Source organism: Rahnella sp. CG8 (assembly GCF_023701875.1).
GTDB lineage: Bacteria > Pseudomonadota > Gammaproteobacteria > Enterobacterales > Enterobacteriaceae > Rahnella > Rahnella aceris.
The window spans coordinates 1-19,455 of the sequence record NZ_JABAED010000030.1; the positions used below are offsets into that span (position 1 = coordinate 1).

The window sequence follows — 19,455 nt, forward strand, 5'->3', positions numbered from 1 at the left end:
CCCCCCCCCCCCCCCCCCCCTTTTTTTTAATGATACGTAGACCACCTAGAGCTACACTCTCCTCTTCGTCGGCAGCGTCTGATGTGTATAACTGACAGGCGGGGGGATCCGGGGCTTTCTGGTCACAGGCGCTTATCAGAAATAGGATGAGCAGAGCGGGAGAGAAACGAATGTCCATAATACTTCCCCTCATAAACAACACACGAAATAATAAATTAAGACAGAATATATAAGGACATTTAATGTGCTGTGCCAATATATTATATCTCTGACCTATTCTTATTGAGACTCAGGTTATCTGTTGTTTTTGTTAATCTAATTGTTTTTTCAAAGCCGGGAATTAACACTATTTAACACGGTATATTATAGTTTATACAGCTTTACGTATCTTGCCAGAAATTAACATCACAATTCTTGCATTACCCGCATCATTCATGAACCCTTTCAGGGATCAAGGAGTCAGGCATCATGAATAATCCAGCGCCATATTCCGTGAATAAAACAACAGAAACACTGTGGTATCAGCAAAGCGTAGAAGAAAGCCTTACCGGGCTACAGTCCGGGCCTGACGGGCTCTCACCCGAAGACGCGAAAAATAAACTCCACCATTACGGTCCTAACGTCCTGCCGCAAAAAGAAGGTAAATCTCTGTTTATTAAGTTTATCTCGCACTTTAAAGATATTCTTATCTATATATTATTAGCGGCCGCTGTCGTCACGGCCATTATGGGGCACTGGGTTGATACACTGGTGATATTAGGTGTGGCGGTTATTAATGCTTTAATTGGTTTCATCCAGGAAAATAATGCTGAGAAATCATTGAAAAGCATTCAGAATATGCTTTCCAGTGAAGCGCTGGTATTACGCGGCGGACAACAGGTCACCGTCGGTACCGATGAAATCGTGCCGGGAGATATTGTTCTGCTGCGCCCCGGTGACAAAATCCCTGCCGATTTACGTCTGATTGACGTGCATAACTTACGTGTCGAAGAAGCCATTCTGACCGGTGAATCGACCGTGGTTTCGAAAAAGACCGGGGCGCTGGAAGGTGAGAAGTCGATTGGCGACCGTAAAAATCTCGCATTTTCAGGCACCACCGTCAGTTCCGGTACCGCCAGCGGCGTGGTATTTGCCACCGGCGGCCAGACCGAACTCGGCCATATCAATGAAATGTTGTCCTCCATTGAAGACAACAAAACGCCGCTATTGGTGCAGATAGATAAACTGGGGAAATCCATTTTTGTCATCATTCTGTTCATGATGGTGGCATTGCTGATTTTTGGTTATCTGCTGCGCGACATTCCGTTTGCCGAGCTGTTGCTGTCAGTGATCAGCCTGGCGGTGGCGGCGGTGCCGGAAGGGTTACCGGCGATCATTTCGATTATTCTTTCGCTCGGCGTACAGGCGATGGCGCGTTCCAAAGCCATTATCCGCAAGCTGCCCACGGTGGAAACACTGGGTGCGATGTCAGTGATTTGCTCGGATAAAACCGGCACGCTGACCATGAACGAAATGACCGTCAAGGCAGTGATTCTGGCGGATAATGTCTGGACGGTAGAAGGCAACAGTTACGAGCCGATGGGCAGCTTCTCGATTGCCGGTTCGGCGTCGCCGCTGCCTGCAGATTCTTCGCCTTTGCTGACCCAGTTCCTGCGTACGGTAGATATCTGTAACGACAGCACACTGTCGCAGGATGCGCAGGGGCACTGGGGCATTACCGGTGGCCCGACGGAAGGGGCGTTGAAAGTATTGGCAGCCAAGGCGCATTTGCCAGAATTGCCGTTTAACCTCAGCAGTAAAATCCCGTTCGATTCTCTCTATAAATATATGGCGGTGGCCGGTGAGAAAAATGGCCAGTCGCAGATCATGCTGACCGGCGCACCGGACGTGCTGCTCAAACTGTGTCAGTTCCAGCAGACGCCGGAAGGGGCGGTGCCGCTGGATCACGCCTACTGGGAATCGGCGATCACGCAATATGCCAGTGAAGGATTACGCATGGTCGCAGCGGCCTGGAAGCCGGTCGATCATCCGGTTGCTGCACTCGATCATCCGGAACTCAGTCACGGCATGGTGCTGATCGGCATTGCCGGCATGATGGATCCGCCGCGGCCGGAAGCGATTGTGGCGATTGGCGAATGCCAGCAGGCGGGGATCCGCGTCAAGATGATCACCGGTGACCATCAGGAAACCGCGATGGCGATCGGTAAAATGCTCGGTATCGGTAACAGCGAGAATTCCATCACCGGCTATGAGCTGGAGCATATGGATGATGCGCAACTGAGAACGGCGGCGAAGCAGTTTGATATTTTCGCCCGCACCAGTCCGGAACATAAACTGCGTCTGGTCAAAGCGTTGCAGGATACCGGAGAAATTGTCGGCATGACCGGCGACGGCGTGAATGATGCACCGGCGCTGAAACAGGCCAACGTCGGCATTGCGATGGGGATTAAGGGTACGGAAGTAACCAAAGAATCCGCCGACATGATCCTGGTGGACGACAACTTTGCCACCATCGCCAACGCGGTCAGGGAAGGGCGGCGGGTTTACGACAACCTGAAAAAAACCATCCTGTTTATTATGCCGACCAACCTGGCGCAGGGGCTGCTGATCATTATCGCCATTCTGATGGGCAATCTGCTGCCGTTAACACCCGTGCAAATCCTCTGGATGAACATGGCGACTTCCGCCACGTTGTCCTTCGGGCTGGCATTTGAGAAGGCTGAAAGCCGCGTGATGCGCCGTCCGCCGCGTAACGTCAGCGCACACGTCATGGATAAATACGCCATCTGGCGCGTGGCCTTTGTCGGGCTGCTGATTTCCATCAGCGCCTTCATGCTGGAAGCCTGGCTGCAGCCGCGCGGTTATGAACCTGAATTCATCCGCACCGTGCTGTTGCAGACGCTGGTTACCGCGCAGTGGGTGTACATGATCAACTGCCGCGATTCGGATAACTTCTCGCTCAGCCGCGGTCTGCTGCACAATAAAGGCATCTGGATTGTCACCCTGGTGCTGTTTGCGTTGCAGGCGATCATTATCTATGTGCCGCTGATGAACACGCTGTTCGGTACGCGTCCGCTGCCGTTCATCTATTGGATCATCGGCCTGATGATCGGTGTGGCGCTGTTTGTGATTGTTGAAATAGAAAAAGTGCTGACCCGCCGCTGGCGCAAAGCGAGTTAAGGCAAGCCCCTGGGATATTTTCCTCTCAGGGGCCTGTATATTACCGCAGAGAAAATACTCACCCGCTCACCTTCCCGCGCTTCAGCAGCCCGCATAAAAAACATCAACCAGCCGAAAGGCTGGTTTTTTATTGCGCATTCACCTCTCTTAATTGTCTGTAAATTCAACATATTGAAAAATTTACTTTTTAATATTTATCCGAGTTATCTGATAGCCACAATGATTTAAATGCTAATTACCCTGATTTATCTGCACGAATTTACGTTAAAAAGGCATTTTTATAAGAATAGTCTTGGTATTAACAGGCATGGATAATCAAATAATTATTATTATTTGCATGAAAATAAAGAATTAATTCTGTTTACCCTATGAGTTAAGAATGTTCTTGGGTAAATTAGGGGTTACTGGCCCGGTTAATCGCTATGCATAAATGTGTATAAAAGAGCAATAGGTTAGTTTTTTTGAGCGGTTTTTCAGATAATGACTCAATAATGAAATTTGAATGTTTAGTTTTCGTAAAAAGCAAAATCTGAAATCACACTTAAAAAAGTGAAAAATCCTGTTTTAAAACAAAAATACAGACAGTTAAGTGTGTTAATGGAGTTGTTTAAATGAGAGAGATTCTTACTGAGATAGTTCTTAGATTTTGGGGGCGCTTAACCTTAAAAGCGTCGTATACGTCACATTTTGATTACTAATTAGGAATAATTGTAAGAATGCGCCTAGAAAACAGGCATGCATTTAACGATAAGAAAGTGTAAATCGATCGGTCAAACCTATTGTTAGGTCTTATTATGAGCGAGAAAAACGATTTGAAGAGTTTCGGCTGCGTATTACTCTACGTACAGATACTGAAAAGTTTTAAATATGATTTAGAGCGGATCTAAACATTCTTTTTTCTTATCTCTTTCTGAGAGTGCTTTATTCTTCCCCGGATTAACGAGGCAGAATTTGAGCGTTTTTAAAACCACATAATTAGGCGGCCCAATGCCTCGGGTAATAATCTGGAGTGAGTGCCAATTTACTAAATTGGCGTTGAAAGAAATAATCTCCAAGAAGCTGCCTTACGTAGACAATGTCATCCCATTTGACCAGAACGAAGGGATGAACTTGTTTGCGAAAGATTACTTGATCATCGATCCTTCAGGCGGTGGCTTCCACAGGTGTTATGAGTTTTTAAGAGAAAATCTGAATATATTGGACCCGGAGAGAATTCTGATTGTGTCATCAGCTGTTGATATGTTAATGCTCGAGCTTTTACTGAAAAAGGAGTTCAAGTTCCTTAAGAAGAAGAGTGATCTGGTTGATGTCGAGAGATCAGTTGAGCAATTTATCCGGCTTCAGGGCAGCGCGATTAACAAGGAAGAATTCAATTATAATATTACCAAAATGGAAGAAAAAGTTTTGGTGATGATGATGTCTGGTCTGTCTGTCACCAGCATTTCAAATATTCTAAAGCTCAGTGTTAAAACGATTAGTGTTCATAAATGCAACTCATTAAGAAAAATAGGCGTTGATGCCAGCAGCAGTTCAGCTTTGTTCTTTTTGCACAAACACGCCGTGGGTAACAGAATTGTCAGATAACAAAAAAACTTTTTAAGCTGACCTTGCACAGTGCAGGTCCGCGACAGACGTTGCTATTTTTTCAGGGGTATGAAATGCGATCACTCAAAAGAAGTCATCCTGGCTTCCTGTATGAACCCATTGTGTCCGTCTCGGGAGTGATACTTGGTTTTGAGCTGGTTAAGAAAAAGAATACAAAGGAAAGCAACGAGTATTCAGAGGATTACGCATTACCTCTTTCTGCTGAAGAGAAGGTCAAGGACTTCTTCGAGCAGGTCACCACAGCGTGTGTGAATGAAAGTATCTTTGTCGCCAACGGCTTTTTATTGTCGATCAATATTGACTATGAGATTGCGGTGCATATTGCCAGCAATCAGGCGATACAAAAGGTTTTGCAGCAGCACAAATATATAAGACTGGAGGTGAGTGAGGATTTTCACGAATTCAATGCCGGGCAGGAACGCCCTGTGCTTCAGTCTTTTGCTGCATGCTGCCCCTTATGGCTGGATAATTTTGGCGCAGGTAACACCAGTCTTACGCTGGTGATGAGCGAAAAGTTTGAATATATAAAAATCAGTAAGACCTTTTTTTGGCAACACCAGGGAACTCAATCTCTAAGAAAAGTGATCGCCCATCTCAGGCCCTATTGCCGTGGCATTATTATCAATGGTGTCGAGAATTCGCAGCATATTGAGTACTTAAGCGGCAGTGATATTCTTGCTATGCAAGGTGCGTTATGGCTGCCTTATAGTCAGGATGAATTAATACAGTCATTTTTTTGAAAAAATTGACTTTTAAAATAACGCAGTAATAAGCACTAATAGCTAATTACTGCGGTTATTTTAAATGTACGGGAACCTATCGCCTGACCTATTTTTGGCGAGGGGAACCTGTGCGAATTATTACCGGAATTATCGTTTGGCAAATTGGTGGCCGTAAACCAGGGGCGGTAGCATAGCTAAAATATATACCGGTCTTAAATTGTACAATAATTATTTTCTATTGATATACTCAAAGGGCCCATTGGTTATTGGGTGAACAATTCGTTTGTCAATTGAAGAGGAGTAATTATGAGAAAATTTATGTTTTCTGTTATTGCCCTGATGCTGCTGCCGCTATATTCGCAGACAACATCTGCTGCTGAACTTAGCTCAGGGGAAACAGTGGCGGCAGTGGTCGGTACCAGCGGTGCAATATTAGCCGCAGGTCTGATTGCTGTAGGTAACGATGATAGTGATGGTAACAGCAACACCAATACCTCAACTACCACCACAACCTCACGCTAATAAGTCACTTAATTATAACCACACATCCGTGTGGTTATTTTCCCACATGATAATAAAGATATAGGGAATCACTTGTGCGCTATTCCTTATTGTTCCTCTGCCTCTTGTTACAAGCATGTTCCCCTTCGCAAAACAGTCTGGTTGATACTTTTAAGGTTGCCATTAAAGGGCCGCAGGATGTTGTGGTGCCACCCCAAAGAATTGCCGCTATTCCTTACGGCAGCATTTATTTAAAACTGCCTACGTCTGCGCAAATCTTTGTGGTCGGTTATCTCCAGGATGGCTTTGAAAAATGGAGTACCGGCGACCAGGTCGTATTTATTACCCAAAATGGTCGCCTGGTCCGTTCGGCCGGTTATTCGCAAGGGGATCTGCTGGAAGTCACCAATCTGCAACAAGACCCGCTGTTGCATGCAGCAAATTTGCGTGAAGGGGCTGGCTGGACACGTCTGATGCGCTGGACGGAGAACCGGCAGCCATTGTCATCCGTTGTGACATCCCGTTTCAGCCGTGAGGACGACGAAACCCTGACACTTCCCGGAAGAGTCGTCGCCTGTCAGGTGTGGCGCGAGGATGTGACGCTTGAGGCCACGGGTGACCGCTGGCAAAACACTTTCTGGGTAGATCCGCACAGCGGATTGGTGCTCAAGAGCAATCAGAGGTTGGGAGCAGATATGCCGGTGAGTATGACGTTGCTCAAACCTGCCAATGCGGGGATCCCACCAGCATGAAAATAAAAACGCTTTTATTCATTTTTAGCGCCTTGCCGGGGATGGCATTTTCCGAGGGCAACGTGGCCGTTTACACCAGCGCCTCTCAGGGGCAGCCTGCCCAGGTACTCAGCCATATTAAAGATATGCGCCAGATGATGGCGGAGTCCGATCTGATCCGCCAATCCTGGTCGCCCGGCACCGTGATTGCTGTGCCTGCCGCCACGCCTGAGGCGCAGCAACAGTATCTGTCCATGCAGAACCAGCTCAAGGCCTGGCGTGCCACGGAGAGTGGCGATACGCAGCAGACCATTAACCGCGTCATTCAGCAGTTGCAGGGGTTGCAGGTTACCGGTCGTCAGTTTACCCCGATGGATGTGGATTTGATCCTCAACAACAATGCCGCTAACCGCCAGTTACAGGGGGATTATCGCGTCTATACCGCAACGCGTCCCAACAGCGTGTTGTTGCTGGGTGCGGTGAGTGGTGCGGGAAAACAGCCGTGGGTTGCAGGTCGTACGATTCGTGAATATCTCGCAGACCATCAATTTCTTTCTGGTGCCAATCTGAATGAAGCCGTGGTGATTGATCCCAATGGAACCATCCGGGTCGTGCCGGTCGCGTACTGGAATTATCGCCACGCTGAAGCCCAGCCGGGCAGTATCATTTGGGTCGGTTTTTCTGACTGGACGCTGCCGCGCCAGTTTAAAAACCTTAATCAGCACATCGTCTCTGTTTTGGCGCACCGGATCCCTGAATGATGAAACCAAAATATCTTCTCAGCCTGCTTGCTGTGTCCGTGGTTTACGCTAATTCCGTCCGGGCGCAAACGTATGATGAACCCCTTGGTCCTTCACAGTCCGATTTCGGCGGCGCGGGACTTTTACAAACACCGACGGCGCGGGTCCCGAAAGAAGGGGAGTTCAGTGCCAACTACCGCGATAATGATGCCTACCGTTTTTATTCGGTCTCGATGGCGTTGTTTCCCTGGCTGGAGACCACGTTGCGTTATACCGACGTGCGTGACCGGCTTTACAGTAGTGATCCAAACTTCAGCGGCAATCAAACCTATAAAGACAAGTCTTTCGATGTGAAATTAAGACTGTGGGAAGAGGGCTACTATCTTCCGCAGGTTGCGTTGGGCAAGCGCGATATCGGCGGCACGGGGTTGTTTGACAGTGAATATCTGGTCGCCAGCAAAGCGGCCGGACCGCTAGATTTCACGCTGGGGATAGGCTGGGGTTATATCGGCAACAGCGGCAATATCACGAACCCTTTCTGCAAAGCCAGCGATAAATATTGTACCCGCGCGCAAAGCCATTCCACCGGCGATATTTCACTCAATGATATGTTCCGCGGCCCTGCGGGGGTATTCGGCGGCGTGGAGTATCAGACCCCCTGGCAGCCGTTGCGCCTGAAGATGGAATACGATGGGAATAATTACCGCGATGATTTCGCCGGGGCACTAAAACAGAACAGTAAGTTTAACTTCGGTGCTGTTTATCGCCTGGCAAGCTGGATGGATGTCAACGCCAGCTACGAGCGTGGCAATACCTTTATGTTCGGGTTTACCCTGCGCAGTAACATGAACGATTGGGTTCCTCATCAGATTGATGATCCGGTTCCTGCCTATCAGCCGCAGCCGCAAAGTGCGGGAATGGTTAATTACAGCGTCGCGACCGGGCAACTGGCTCAGCTGAAAGGCAATGCCGGGTTTAGCGAACCGCGTATCGACATCCGTGACGACACCCTCAACGTTACGGGTCAGCAGGATAAATATCGCAATACGTCCAAAGGCGTAGAGCGTGCCAATCTCATCATGCTGAATAATCTGCCGGAGAATGTTGACACACTGGATGTTACCCAAAACCGCTTTGGTATGCCGATGGTCACCACACGTACCCGCGTGGCGAGCCTGCGTCAGCAGCAACAGGGTTATCCGCTGGGGCAGGAACAGTCCCTGAACCAGCAACGGATTGAACCGGTCACAGACGTCGGTCAGGGATTCTTTATCGGCAAGGACCGGTTTAATTACAGCCTGTCGCCGGTATTAAGACAATCTGTCGGCGGCCCTGAAAACTTTTATATGTATCAGATCGGGGTGCTGGCGGATGCCAACTACTGGCTGACAGATCATCTGCTTGTCGATGGCGGCGTGTTTGGCAACGTTGCCAATAACTACGATAAGTTCCGCTATGACGGCGTCAGTAATGACTCTTCTCTGCCACGCGTACGAACGCATATCCGCGAATACGTTCAGAACGATGTCTATGTGAATAACCTGCAAGCCAACTACTTCCGTTATCTGGGCAACGGTTTCTACGGACAGCTTTATGGCGGTTATCTGGAGATGATGTACGGCGGCGTCGGGGGCGAAGTGCTCTACCGGCCACTGGATTCTGACTGGGCACTGGGTATTGATGCTAACTATGTCAAACAGCGCGACTGGGACGACATGATGCGCTTCACTAACTACAAGGCCGCAACCGGCAACCTGACAGCCTACTGGCGGCCGGCATTTATGGATGATGTGCTGGTGAAAATGAGTGTCGGGCAATATCTGGCTAAAGACAAAGGCGGCACGTTGGATCTCTCCAAACGCTTTGACAGCGGTGTCACCGTGGGAGCCTATGCGACGCTGACGAATGTCTCTAAACAGGAATACGGTGAAGGCTCCTTTACTAAAGGCTTCTACATCTCTGTTCCGCTGGACTTGCTGACGGTCAAACCGACACGCAGCACGCCAGCGGTCAGCTGGACACCACTGACGCGTGATGGTGGCCAGATGCTGGGCAGACAGTACGGCTTGTACGGTATTACTTCAGACAGAGATACGCCGCAGTTGCCTTAATGAAAGGTTGTGCCTGACTGCAACAGTCAGGCACCTACAAAATGACTTATTTATTATTTTTCTGATATGTCAGCATGTCAGGAGACCGTTAATGAAGTCCATTATTATAAGCCTATTAACCTGATGCTCTCAGGTAATAATTATTTTTTGATACTTGTTGTGAGGGAAATATGACATTTCTCACCAGAAATTTTTACTCAAGCCTGTTTCTTGCTCTTTCGGATTTCGTCAGTTTTACCCTGTCGATTTATGTCGCTAAAATATTACTGAGCTTTATGCTCAAAGAGTTTGATGACTATATTCCCGCTCAACATGTTACTGCCCTGGTTTTATTACACTGGACGCTGGCATTTTGTTGTGTTGGCTGGTTCTCCATGCGCTTGCGGCATTATTACTACCGCAAAACCTTCTGGTTTGAACTGAAAGAAATTTTACGCACGCTGGTCATTTTTGCCGTTATTGAGATCGCGGTGATGGCTTTCGCGGAGTGGAATTTTTCCCGTTATATGTGGATCCTCACCTGGTTGTTGGTGCTGATATTTGTACCTTGTGCCCGCATGATGACTAAGCGTGTATTAACGGTTCTGGGTATCTGGCAACGCGATGCCATTATTATTGGTACCGGTAAAAATGCTCACGAGGCTTACAAAGCGATTCAAAGCGAAAAGAATCTCGGGCTGAACGTCACCGGTTTTATTTCCAGCGAACTCACTGACAAGCCGGGTGACAGCATTGATGGCATTCCGATCATATTCTGCGATGACCTGTGGTTATTAACCCCGTGCGATAAGAAAACCCAGTTTATTGTCGCCGTGGAAGCACACCAGAGCGATATCCGTAACTACTGGCTGCGGGTGTTTATGATCCACGGTTACCGCTATGTCTCAGTGATCCCGACACTGCGCGGCATGCCGCTCGACAGTACGGATATGTCGTTTATTTTCAGTCACGAAGTGATGATCTTACGTGTTCATCAGAACCTGGCGAAATGGTCATCACGCTTCCTGAAACGTGCTTTCGATATTGTGGCTTCACTGGGGATTATTGCCATATTGTCTCCGCTGCTGCTGTATATCAGCTTCAAAGTGAGAAAAGATGGCGGCCCGGCAATTTATGGCCATGAGCGTATTGGTAAAGGCGGCCGTCCTTTCAAATGTCTTAAATTCCGCTCAATGGTAATCAATTCCAAGGAAGTGCTTGAGGAATTGCTGGCAAATAACCCGGAAGCACGCGCTGAGTGGGATGAGACATTTAAGCTGAAAAACGATCCACGTATTACGCGCATCGGGCATTTATTGCGTAAAACCAGCATGGATGAATTGCCGCAGTTATTTAATGTATTAAAAGGAGAGATGAGCCTTGTTGGTCCGAGGCCTATTATTAACGCTGAACTGGAGCGTTACAGTGATGAGGTAGATTATTACTTGCTGAGCAAACCGGGAATGACCGGATTATGGCAGGTGAGTGGTCGCAGTGATGTGGATTACGAGACCCGCGTCTATCTTGACGCCTGGTATGTAAAAAACTGGTCGATGTGGAATGACATTGCCATCTTATTTAAAACAGTAAGTGTTGTGCTTAGAAAAGACGGTGCTTATTAACAATCATTTAAATAATGCATCACCCTCATGTATTGGCTGCTAGTTATTAGCGTCATGGCCAACATCAATTTCTGTTGAACCACATGATATGGATTTTATGAAAAATAAAACGTTTAAGATTTCTGCATTATTCGGGGCTTTGTTACTGAGCGGATGTACGGTTATTCCAGGGCAGTCGTTAAGTACCACGGACAAAGATGTTGTTCAACCTACTGATAGCAATTATGACATTGATAAATTAGTGAACGTGTACCCGATGACGCCCGGCCTGATCGATCAGCTGCGCCCTGACAGCGTTCAGGCACGGCCAAATCCTCAGCTGGATATACAACTGCAAAACTACCAATACCGTATTGGGGTTGGTGATGTGCTGATGGTTACCGTCTGGGATCACCCGGAACTGACTACCCCGGCAGGTCAGTACCGCAGTGCCAGTGATACGGGTAACTGGGTGAATGCCGACGGGACAATTTTCTATCCTTATATCGGGAAACTGAAGGTCACCGGAAAAACTGTCAGTGAAGTACGTCAGGAGATCAGCAGCCGTCTGGCGACGTACATTGAAAGTCCGCAGGTTGACGTCAGCATTGCGGCATTCCGTTCGCAGAAAATTTATACCACTGGCGAAGTCGTCAAGTCCGGACAACAGCCTATTACCAATATCCCGCTTACCGTGATTGATGCCATTAATGCCGCAGGGGGCTTAGCGCCTGATGCTGACTGGCGTAACGTGGTGCTCAATCACAACGGTCAGGATACACAGATTTCTCTTCAGGCCCTGATGCAGAAAGGTGACCTCACACAGAACCGCTTGCTTTACCCTGGCGATATTCTGTTTGTGCCACGAAATGATGACCTGAAAGTGTTTGTGATGGGCGAAGTCACCAAACAGAGCACGTTGAAAATGGACCGTAGCGGGATGACTCTCGCCGAGGCGTTAGGGAATTCGGAGGGGATTAGCCAAAGTATGTCTGATGCTTCCGGGATATTTGTTATTCGTCCGCTGAAGGGAAGTCAGAAAGGCAAAATCGCCAATATTTATCAGCTGAATGCCAAAGATGCCTCTTCTATGGTGATGAGTACGGAATTCCAGCTCCAGCCTTACGATATCGTTTATGTCACCACTGCGCCGATTGTTCGCTGGAATCGTGTCATTTCACAGATTGTTCCGACCATTTCTGGAGTACATGACATGATTGAAGGCACACGTTACATCAATCAATGGAACTAACTATGTTCTCTTCAGTTCTTGTTGTATGTACCGGAAATATATGTCGTTCTCCTATTGCGGAGAGGCTGCTGAGGCAGGCATTACCCGAGAAAAAAATAGATTCAGCCGGAATAGCTGCTTTGGTTGGTCACTCTGCAGATGAGGGGGCGATCACGGCAGCAGGAAAGCACCAACTACTACTTGATAACCACCGGGCAACTCAATTCACTTCTGCGCTCGGGCGCCAGTATGACCTTATTTTAGTCATGGAAAAATTCCACCAAGAGCAGATTAGTCGTATCTCACCTGAAGCCCGCGGGAAAATAATGTTGCTGGGCCACTGGCTCGGGCAGAGGGAGATTCCAGATCCATATCGCAAAAGTCAGGAAGCCTTTGAGTCTGTTTACCGATTAATTGATCAGGCGTGTCAGTCCTGGTTGCAAAAGCTGAACGGATAACTTCACCAGGAAAAATACGTATGTCTCCAGTAATTTCAAAAACCCCCGCTTCACCAGATTCAGATGAAATTGATTTAGGTCGTTTGATTGGTGAGCTCATCGACCACCGCAAACTTATTATTATCATCACATCCGTATTTACGTTGCTTGCGATTATATATGTACTTTTCGCTACGCCTATTTATCAGGCTGATGCATTAATTCAGGTTGAGCAGAAACAAGGTAATGCAATTCTTGAAAGTCTGAGCCAGGTATTACCTGATTCTCAGCCACAATCTGCGCCAGAAATTGCTTTATTACAGTCACGGATGATTTTAGGAAAAACAGTAGATGATCTGAATTTGCAGGCTGTTGTTGAACAAAAATATTTCCCAGTATTTGGTCGTGGATGGGCAAGATTAACAGGAGAGCAACCTGGCCAGCTTTCGATTGGTCGTTTGTATCTACCTGCAGGCGATGGTGATATACCGCAAATCACGATTAAGGTCATCGATAAAAATAACTATCTGGTCGAAGGGGATGATTTTGAGATAAAAGGTTCTGTGGGAAGTCTTCTTAATGAGAAAGGGATTTCCTTATTAGTCAATGATATTAATGGCGCACCAGGTACCGAGTTTAACGTTTATTATCTTACCCGTCTACGCGCGATTAATAACTTACTCGATGTGTTTGATGTAAATGATCAAGGGAAAGATACCGGTATCCTGAATCTGTCGCTGAACGGCGATAATCAGGAACTGATCTCTGCCATACTGAACAGTATCAGCCAAAACTATCTTGATCAAAATATTGCGCGTCAGGCAGCGCAGGACGCCAAAAGCCTTGATTTTCTTGAACGCCAACTTCCTCAGGTACGTACCGAACTTAATGCATCAGAAGATGCATTGAATGCCTATCGTAGGCAGAAAGACTCGGTTGACCTGTCGTTAGAAGCGAAATCTGTGTTGGATCAAATCGTCAATGTTGAAAGTCAACTGAACGAATTAACGTTTCGTGAAGCAGAGATCTCGCAGCTTTATACAAAAGATCATCCTACATACAAAGCACTGCTAGAAAAGCGTGAAACCTTAGTAAAAGAGAGAGAGCGGCTGAACAAAAGTGTTTCTGCCATGCCAGCGACACAGCAGGAAGTTGCCAGGCTGAGCCGTGATGCGGAATCTAACCGCGCCATTTATATGCAACTTCTTAACCGCCAGCAAGAACTGAGCATAGCCAAATCCAGTGCCATTGGTAATGTACGTATTATCGATTCTGCCGTGACTGAGCCTAAAGCGGTTAAACCCAAAAAAGCGATAATCGTACTGGCGGGACTTATTCTGGGCGGGATTATATCCGTTGGGTTAGTGTTTCTGCGTGTATTCTTACGTAGAGGGATTGATTCACCCGAGCAACTTGAAGAGCAGGGAATCAATGTCTATGCCAGCATACCCTTGTCGGAATGGCTCAGTAAAAAAGGTAAACCGGGAAAATCAAAATCATCCAAGAGTAAAAAGGAAGGTGCCGGACAAAGTTTTCTTGCTGTCGAAAACTCTGCTGACCTAGCTATAGAGGCAATCAGAAGTTTGCGAACTAGTCTTCATTTTGCCATGATGGAAGCTAAAAATAATGTGCTGATGATTTCAGGACCCAGCCAAAGTGTCGGTAAAACTTTTATCAGCAGCAATCTGGCTGCCGTTATCTCGCAAGCTAATAAAAAGGTGCTATTTATCGATGCCGATATGCGTAGGGGTTATGTGCATAAACTTTTCAAAACTGGTTTGGAAAATGGATTATCTGGCGTTCTTTCAGGAAAAATCACCCCAGAACAAGCTATAAAACGCATTTCCTCTATTGAAATAGATTTTATTTCCCGTGGTGAGAATCCACCTAATCCTGCTGAATTACTTATGCATGCGAGATTTGGATCACTTATTAACTGGGCATCCCAAAATTATGATCTTGTGATTGTTGATACTCCTCCGATTCTGGCAGTAACAGATGCCGCTATAATTGGTCGCTATGTGGGAACAACATTACTTGTAGCACGCTTTGAAGTGAACACAGTCAAAGAAGTGGAAGTGAGTATCAAGCGTTTCGAACAAAGTGGTGTCACGGTTAAAGGATGCATTCTTAACAGTGTGATCAAAAAGGCGAGTAGCTATTATGGTTATGGATATACAAACTACGATTACTCATACTCTGATAAAAAATAAATTCTAAATAATATAAAATGAATACTTTTGACTTCTGAACCCTATTAAAGCAATGATCATAGTAAGAGGAGCGAGTAACGTAATGATTTTAATCGTGAGAGTGACGTCTCGATAAACGAAGGCTTTTGAAACTAATAGATATTCATTGAAGAGATAAATGATGTTACCCTATTTAATAGTAACCATGTTTAGTGTTTTTTTTGTTTATATTCAAAACAAATCACTTGGGAGCAGAGGGGTATTTCTACCACTATTTCTCCTTACTTCACTCGCATCTGTTAGAGACTACACAATCGGGACTGATTCTCATGTTTATACAAGATATTTCAGATTTCCATTTAATCATTATCCACTAACATTAGACCCTGAAGTTGAGAAAGGATATCAGCTGTTGGTAATGATGATTCATGGGATTTCGGATGACTATTTTTTTTACTTTGTTGTTATGTCCCTAATATCAATATTGCCCGTGCTATTAATATTGAGGAAATATTCAGTAAACTATACACTTTCCATTTATATCTATATTACCTTCGGTTTGTACTTTGCTTTTTACAATCAGGTTCGTCAGGCAATAGCAATGGGGATCTGCTTTCTGGCCCTAAGGTTTTTAGTTGAAAAACGGTTTATAGTTTATACCCTATTCATTTTAGTTGCTATGCAGTTTCATATTAGTGCAGTCATGATGTTAGTTTTCTATTTCTTATGTCATGCAAAGTTTCGTATTGAATTAAAAATGGTTGGAACATTTTTGACAGGACTGATTGCTACGCCAGTGATTATCGCTCGTATGGCAATTAATAACAGCCGGTATGAGGGGTATACCGAAGGTGCTACAAACGGGAAGAATGGACTAATGACTGTAGCACTCTACGTTATGATTGCAATTGTCATTTATTTATTAGGGAAAAAACACAGGAAAGAGAGTGTTGAATATAGCTGCATAGAATGTATATACCTTTGTGGTATATCAGCATTAATCCCTGTAACGATGTTAGGAACAAACCCGGCGGGGCCACAACGAGTTGCTCAATACTTTGTCTATTATTTAATGTTGATTTTCCCTATATTGCTTAAAAGAATTAACAATAAGATCATTAGTTTTGCTTTTTGCTTTTTCTCTGCGATGTACTTTTTATTAATTATTTTGAGTAACTTGGGTGGGATTTACCCATTCAAATTCAATGATGCTTTTAATATTTTTTAGTATTTTATTTATAATTATTCAATGTTTGTGTCATCTAGAAAAGATAACACTTAAATTTAAGGAGCAATATATGAAGGTTTTACATGCAGCTGAAACTATCAAGGGGGGCGTCGCCACCGTTATTGATAGTCTTGCACGATACCAGATTGAAAGTAGCAAAATATCAGAGATTAAAATAATTGCACCTGAACAAGACAAGTCAGAGTTATCAGAGGTAATATCACCTAATATAGTTACATTTAGCAGGAATAAAAGAGGAGTGGCAGGTCTTTACGCCTTTGCGAAGTGTTTTCATCATCAGGTTAAGACTTTTAAACCTGATGTTATCCATTTGCATAGTACTTTTGCAGGGTTTGTTGGTCGATTGATTATAGTGTTTTTTTTTTGCGGAAAAAACACCAGGTAATATACTGCCCTCATGGATTTTCATTCCTCGTCAAAACATCATTCATAAAGTTAAAGTTATTCACTCTTTGTGAGTTGTTCTTATCAAAGTTTACACGAAGTATTATTTGCGTCGGTGAGTACGAGTACACTAAATCAGTTGAAATTGGATTTTCTAAAGAAAAGCTTTGTCTTATTAGTAATGGAGTTGATTTACCTAAAGAAAAAAATACAAAAAAGCATAATAATTTGAATCAATATAATCTGCTTTTTGTGGGGAGATTTGACAGGCAGAAAGGGATTGACACTTTACTAGAAGCTCTTAAAACTTTAGATGACAAAAAGCTTGATTTTTCTATTAAACTCACAATGATTGGATCTACTATTAATAGTGATTCTAAGATGGTTTTTCCAAATTTTAAAAATATAGTTGTTGAGTATACGGGCTGGATTTCAAAAGAAGCTATAGGTGAGTATTACCGTAGTTCAGATTGTTTAATAGTATCATCGCGTTGGGAAGGTTTTGCCATGGTACCGCTTGAAGCAATGAGTTTTAATCTACCGATTATTACCAGTGACATTCAAGCTTTTAATGAAATAAATAAAGTCAGTAAATTATTTTTCAATTGTGGTAACAGTTCATCCTTAGCAAGTATTATTTCTTGCATAAATACATATGATCTTGATGGTATGAGTGAACGGCTAATGAAAAGAATGACAGAGCACTACACTAGAGAAAGAATGAATAACATGACGATCAAACTATATTCTGATTATTTGCAAGGATAAAAAATGAAGGATATGCCACTGGTTTCTATATATATTCCAACGTATAACAGACTTCAGTTACTCACGAGGGCGTTAGACTCTGTTCGTAAACAAAGCTATAAAAATATTGAAATTATTGTCGTTGATGATAATTCTGGAGATGGAACACAGGATTATCTTGCCGGAGTAGCTTTATTAGATCATCGTGTTAAATACATATTAAAAGAAGTTAACTCCGGTGCGTGTACAAGCCGAAATATAGCAATTGAACAAGCAACAGGTTTATATATAACTGGTCTTGATGATGATGACTACTTTTTAGAAGACAGGATTTCTTATTTTGTTCAGAATAGACATGAATTAGAAAACTACAGTTTCCTTTATACTAATAATTTAACTATAAACAAAAAACACAAGTATAAAATCAACAGATATCTAAATTTCCTTTTACCCAAGGAAGTTACATCTCAGGATATTTTGTTTAAAAACATTATAGGAAATCAATGTTTTACCTATACCAAAAGAATGAAACAAGTGGGAGGGTTTACTGCGGATATGCCAGCATGGCAAGATCTTGATCTTTTTTATCGTTTATTAATAAGAACAAGTTATAATAAAGCAAAACTATTAAACAAGTCGCTTTATGTACAAGACACATCCCATGATTTAACGCGTATTACATCAGGTAATAAAGATAAAATACGCAAAGCTTATAATCTATTTTGTATCAGAAATAATGTGGTGGGGAAATATAAAAGTATCCTTGAGGCACAACTTGTGAGCTACGGATTGAAGGTTAAAAGCTCAGTGTTCATCACCCGATTTTTTTCACACGCCAGGTTGTATTTTTATGTAGTGGATGTTTTTTTGATTATAAAAAATCAAAAAAATAAATTATGATTTTTCATGCTTCTATCTTTTGGTAATTGGAAGGTGACTGTGGTTTACTTGAGGATTATTATTTTTACATTTCTACTCGTAACGAGTCCCGGCAATGCAGCAAATAAAATGCTAACCGGAGTGTGCTTCCATCCTGATCGTATGTCGATATCAGCTACTGAAACGCTTGATCTACTGAAAAAATACCAATTTGATTCATATAGAACCGATTTCAGATGGCGAGAGATTGAAAAGAAAAAAGGGGTTTACAAAATACCATATGAAAAGTTGCAAGTTATTGTTGATGGTTCTCTAAAAGCGAGAATTACTCCCATCATAATACTGGGCAGCGCAAATCCATTGTATGGTGACAGTAAGCCGGTAACAGAGGAGCAAAGAATTGCTTTTACACATTATGTCTCCTGGGTTGTAGATCAATATCCACATACCCCTATTATATATGAGATCTATAATGAATGGTGGAACGATGATTTTAAAAATAACCCAGAGAGTAATGATGCTATTTCAGCAAAGAATTATTCAGAGTTAATAAAAGAAGTATCCCAAACAATCAGGATGCATAACCCTAACGCCATAATTATTGCGGGAAGCTTAAATCCTTTATCTGCCAGACATCGGAACTGGTTTGATTACATGATTAAAGATGGTGTGCTAAATAACATTGATGGAGTGTCGATACACCCATATTCAAAGCACTCACCAGATAAAGATTTTTCTGTCATTGATCTTTTTGAGCAGCATTTAACAAGGATGAATTCTGGTAAGAAAGTAAGTCTTTTTATTACAGAAATGGGCTATTCAAATTCTCTCCGAGGTCTTCTTCCACCTGTAGTACAGGAAAGCTATACACATCAGTACTTTAGGTTGGCTAGCGAAAGAAGTTATATTAAAGGGCTGTGGTGGTATTCATTGACAGATGAGAAAAGTGTAAATCCCTATGTGTCTAATTTTGGTCTATTAGATATCAACGGTAAGGAAAAAGATATTGCTAAGGGATATCTCAAATGGTCAAAAATAGATAAGTAAACACTGTGTCATATTTTAAGTATGGCCATGTGTTGGTGCAGTGGTCGTTACTGTTTTTCGATTAGTCGATTATTTAAATCCTATATGCGAAAAATTTTAATTTCATAAGTGTTAATTTT

At 44.0% G+C, this 19,455-nt stretch carries 16 protein-coding genes; all 16 read left to right on the top strand.

Annotation, left to right across the window (positions count from 1 at the left end):
* Positions 1 to 468: 468 nt before the first annotated feature.
* The 16 genes from HGO41_RS21430 to HGO41_RS21505 all read left to right on the top strand — a co-directional run bounded on the left by HGO41_RS21430 (position 469) and on the right by HGO41_RS21505 (position 19,336).
* On the top strand, positions 469 to 3,180 hold the full coding sequence (locus HGO41_RS21430; protein ID WP_250981381.1) for a cation-transporting P-type ATPase: 2,712 nt from the start codon (positions 469 to 471) through the stop codon (positions 3,178 to 3,180).
* A gap of 1,110 nt (positions 3,181 to 4,290) precedes the next feature.
* On the top strand, positions 4,291 to 4,764 hold the full coding sequence (locus HGO41_RS21435; protein ID WP_223509121.1) for a helix-turn-helix transcriptional regulator: 474 nt from the start codon (positions 4,291 to 4,293) through the stop codon (positions 4,762 to 4,764).
* 74 nt (positions 4,765 to 4,838) lie between these two features.
* Positions 4,839 to 5,525, top strand: coding sequence for an EAL domain-containing protein (locus HGO41_RS21440; RefSeq protein ID WP_112150918.1), 687 nt, complete (start codon positions 4,839 to 4,841; stop codon positions 5,523 to 5,525).
* Positions 5,526 to 5,813: 288 nt separating this feature from the next.
* The gene (locus tag HGO41_RS21445; RefSeq protein WP_013576884.1) at positions 5,814 to 6,029 is read left to right on the top strand and encodes a hypothetical protein; all 216 of its coding nucleotides are present in this window, start codon (positions 5,814 to 5,816) and stop codon (positions 6,027 to 6,029) included.
* Positions 6,030 to 6,103: 74 nt separating this feature from the next.
* The gene (locus HGO41_RS21450) at positions 6,104 to 6,760 is read left to right on the top strand and encodes a YjbF family lipoprotein (RefSeq protein WP_013576883.1); all 657 of its coding nucleotides are present in this window, start codon (positions 6,104 to 6,106) and stop codon (positions 6,758 to 6,760) included.
* Positions 6,757 to 7,500 (top strand): capsule biosynthesis GfcC family protein, encoded by a 744-nt coding sequence (locus HGO41_RS21455; RefSeq protein ID WP_250981382.1) that lies wholly within the window; start codon positions 6,757 to 6,759, stop codon positions 7,498 to 7,500. Before HGO41_RS21450 ends, HGO41_RS21455 begins: the two co-directional genes overlap by 4 nt.
* Entirely contained in the window at positions 7,500 to 9,590 is a 2,091-nt protein-coding gene (locus HGO41_RS21460) for a YjbH domain-containing protein (protein ID WP_250981396.1), read from the top strand. The genes HGO41_RS21455 and HGO41_RS21460 overlap by 1 nt, the downstream gene beginning before the upstream one ends.
* A gap of 170 nt (positions 9,591 to 9,760) precedes the next feature.
* Positions 9,761 to 11,191: an undecaprenyl-phosphate galactose phosphotransferase WbaP gene (wbaP, locus tag HGO41_RS21465; protein WP_013576880.1), complete on the top strand. Its 1,431-nt coding sequence runs from the start codon at positions 9,761 to 9,763 to the stop codon at positions 11,189 to 11,191.
* 97 nt (positions 11,192 to 11,288) lie between these two features.
* The gene (locus HGO41_RS21470; RefSeq protein ID WP_015690374.1) at positions 11,289 to 12,422 is read left to right on the top strand and encodes a polysaccharide export protein; all 1,134 of its coding nucleotides are present in this window, start codon (positions 11,289 to 11,291) and stop codon (positions 12,420 to 12,422) included.
* Between the two features lie 2 nt (positions 12,423 to 12,424).
* Positions 12,425 to 12,859: an arsenate reductase/protein-tyrosine-phosphatase family protein gene (locus tag HGO41_RS21475; protein WP_241916940.1), complete on the top strand. Its 435-nt coding sequence runs from the start codon at positions 12,425 to 12,427 to the stop codon at positions 12,857 to 12,859.
* 20 nt (positions 12,860 to 12,879) lie between these two features.
* Positions 12,880 to 15,051 (top strand): polysaccharide biosynthesis tyrosine autokinase, encoded by a 2,172-nt coding sequence (locus HGO41_RS21480; protein WP_241916941.1) that lies wholly within the window; start codon positions 12,880 to 12,882, stop codon positions 15,049 to 15,051.
* A 157-nt stretch (positions 15,052 to 15,208) separates the two neighbouring features.
* On the top strand, positions 15,209 to 16,258 hold the full coding sequence (locus HGO41_RS21485; protein WP_241916942.1) for an EpsG family protein: 1,050 nt from the start codon (positions 15,209 to 15,211) through the stop codon (positions 16,256 to 16,258).
* Between the two features lie 70 nt (positions 16,259 to 16,328).
* Positions 16,329 to 16,664 (top strand): glycosyltransferase family 4 protein, encoded by a 336-nt coding sequence (locus tag HGO41_RS21490; RefSeq protein WP_241916943.1) that lies wholly within the window; start codon positions 16,329 to 16,331, stop codon positions 16,662 to 16,664.
* Between the two features lie 74 nt (positions 16,665 to 16,738).
* Positions 16,739 to 17,431 carry a glycosyltransferase gene (locus tag HGO41_RS21495; RefSeq protein ID WP_285427266.1) on the top strand — a complete coding sequence of 231 codons (693 nt, stop codon included), beginning with the start codon at positions 16,739 to 16,741 and terminating at the stop codon, positions 17,429 to 17,431.
* Positions 17,432 to 17,434: 3 nt separating this feature from the next.
* Positions 17,435 to 18,310, top strand: a complete 876-nt coding sequence (locus HGO41_RS21500) for a glycosyltransferase (RefSeq protein WP_241916945.1) — start codon at positions 17,435 to 17,437, stop codon at positions 18,308 to 18,310.
* Positions 18,311 to 18,418: 108 nt separating this feature from the next.
* A complete protein-coding gene (locus tag HGO41_RS21505) occupies positions 18,419 to 19,336 on the top strand; it encodes a cellulase family glycosylhydrolase (protein ID WP_241916946.1) in 918 nt (305 codons plus the stop codon).
* Positions 19,337 to 19,455 lie beyond the last annotated feature (119 nt).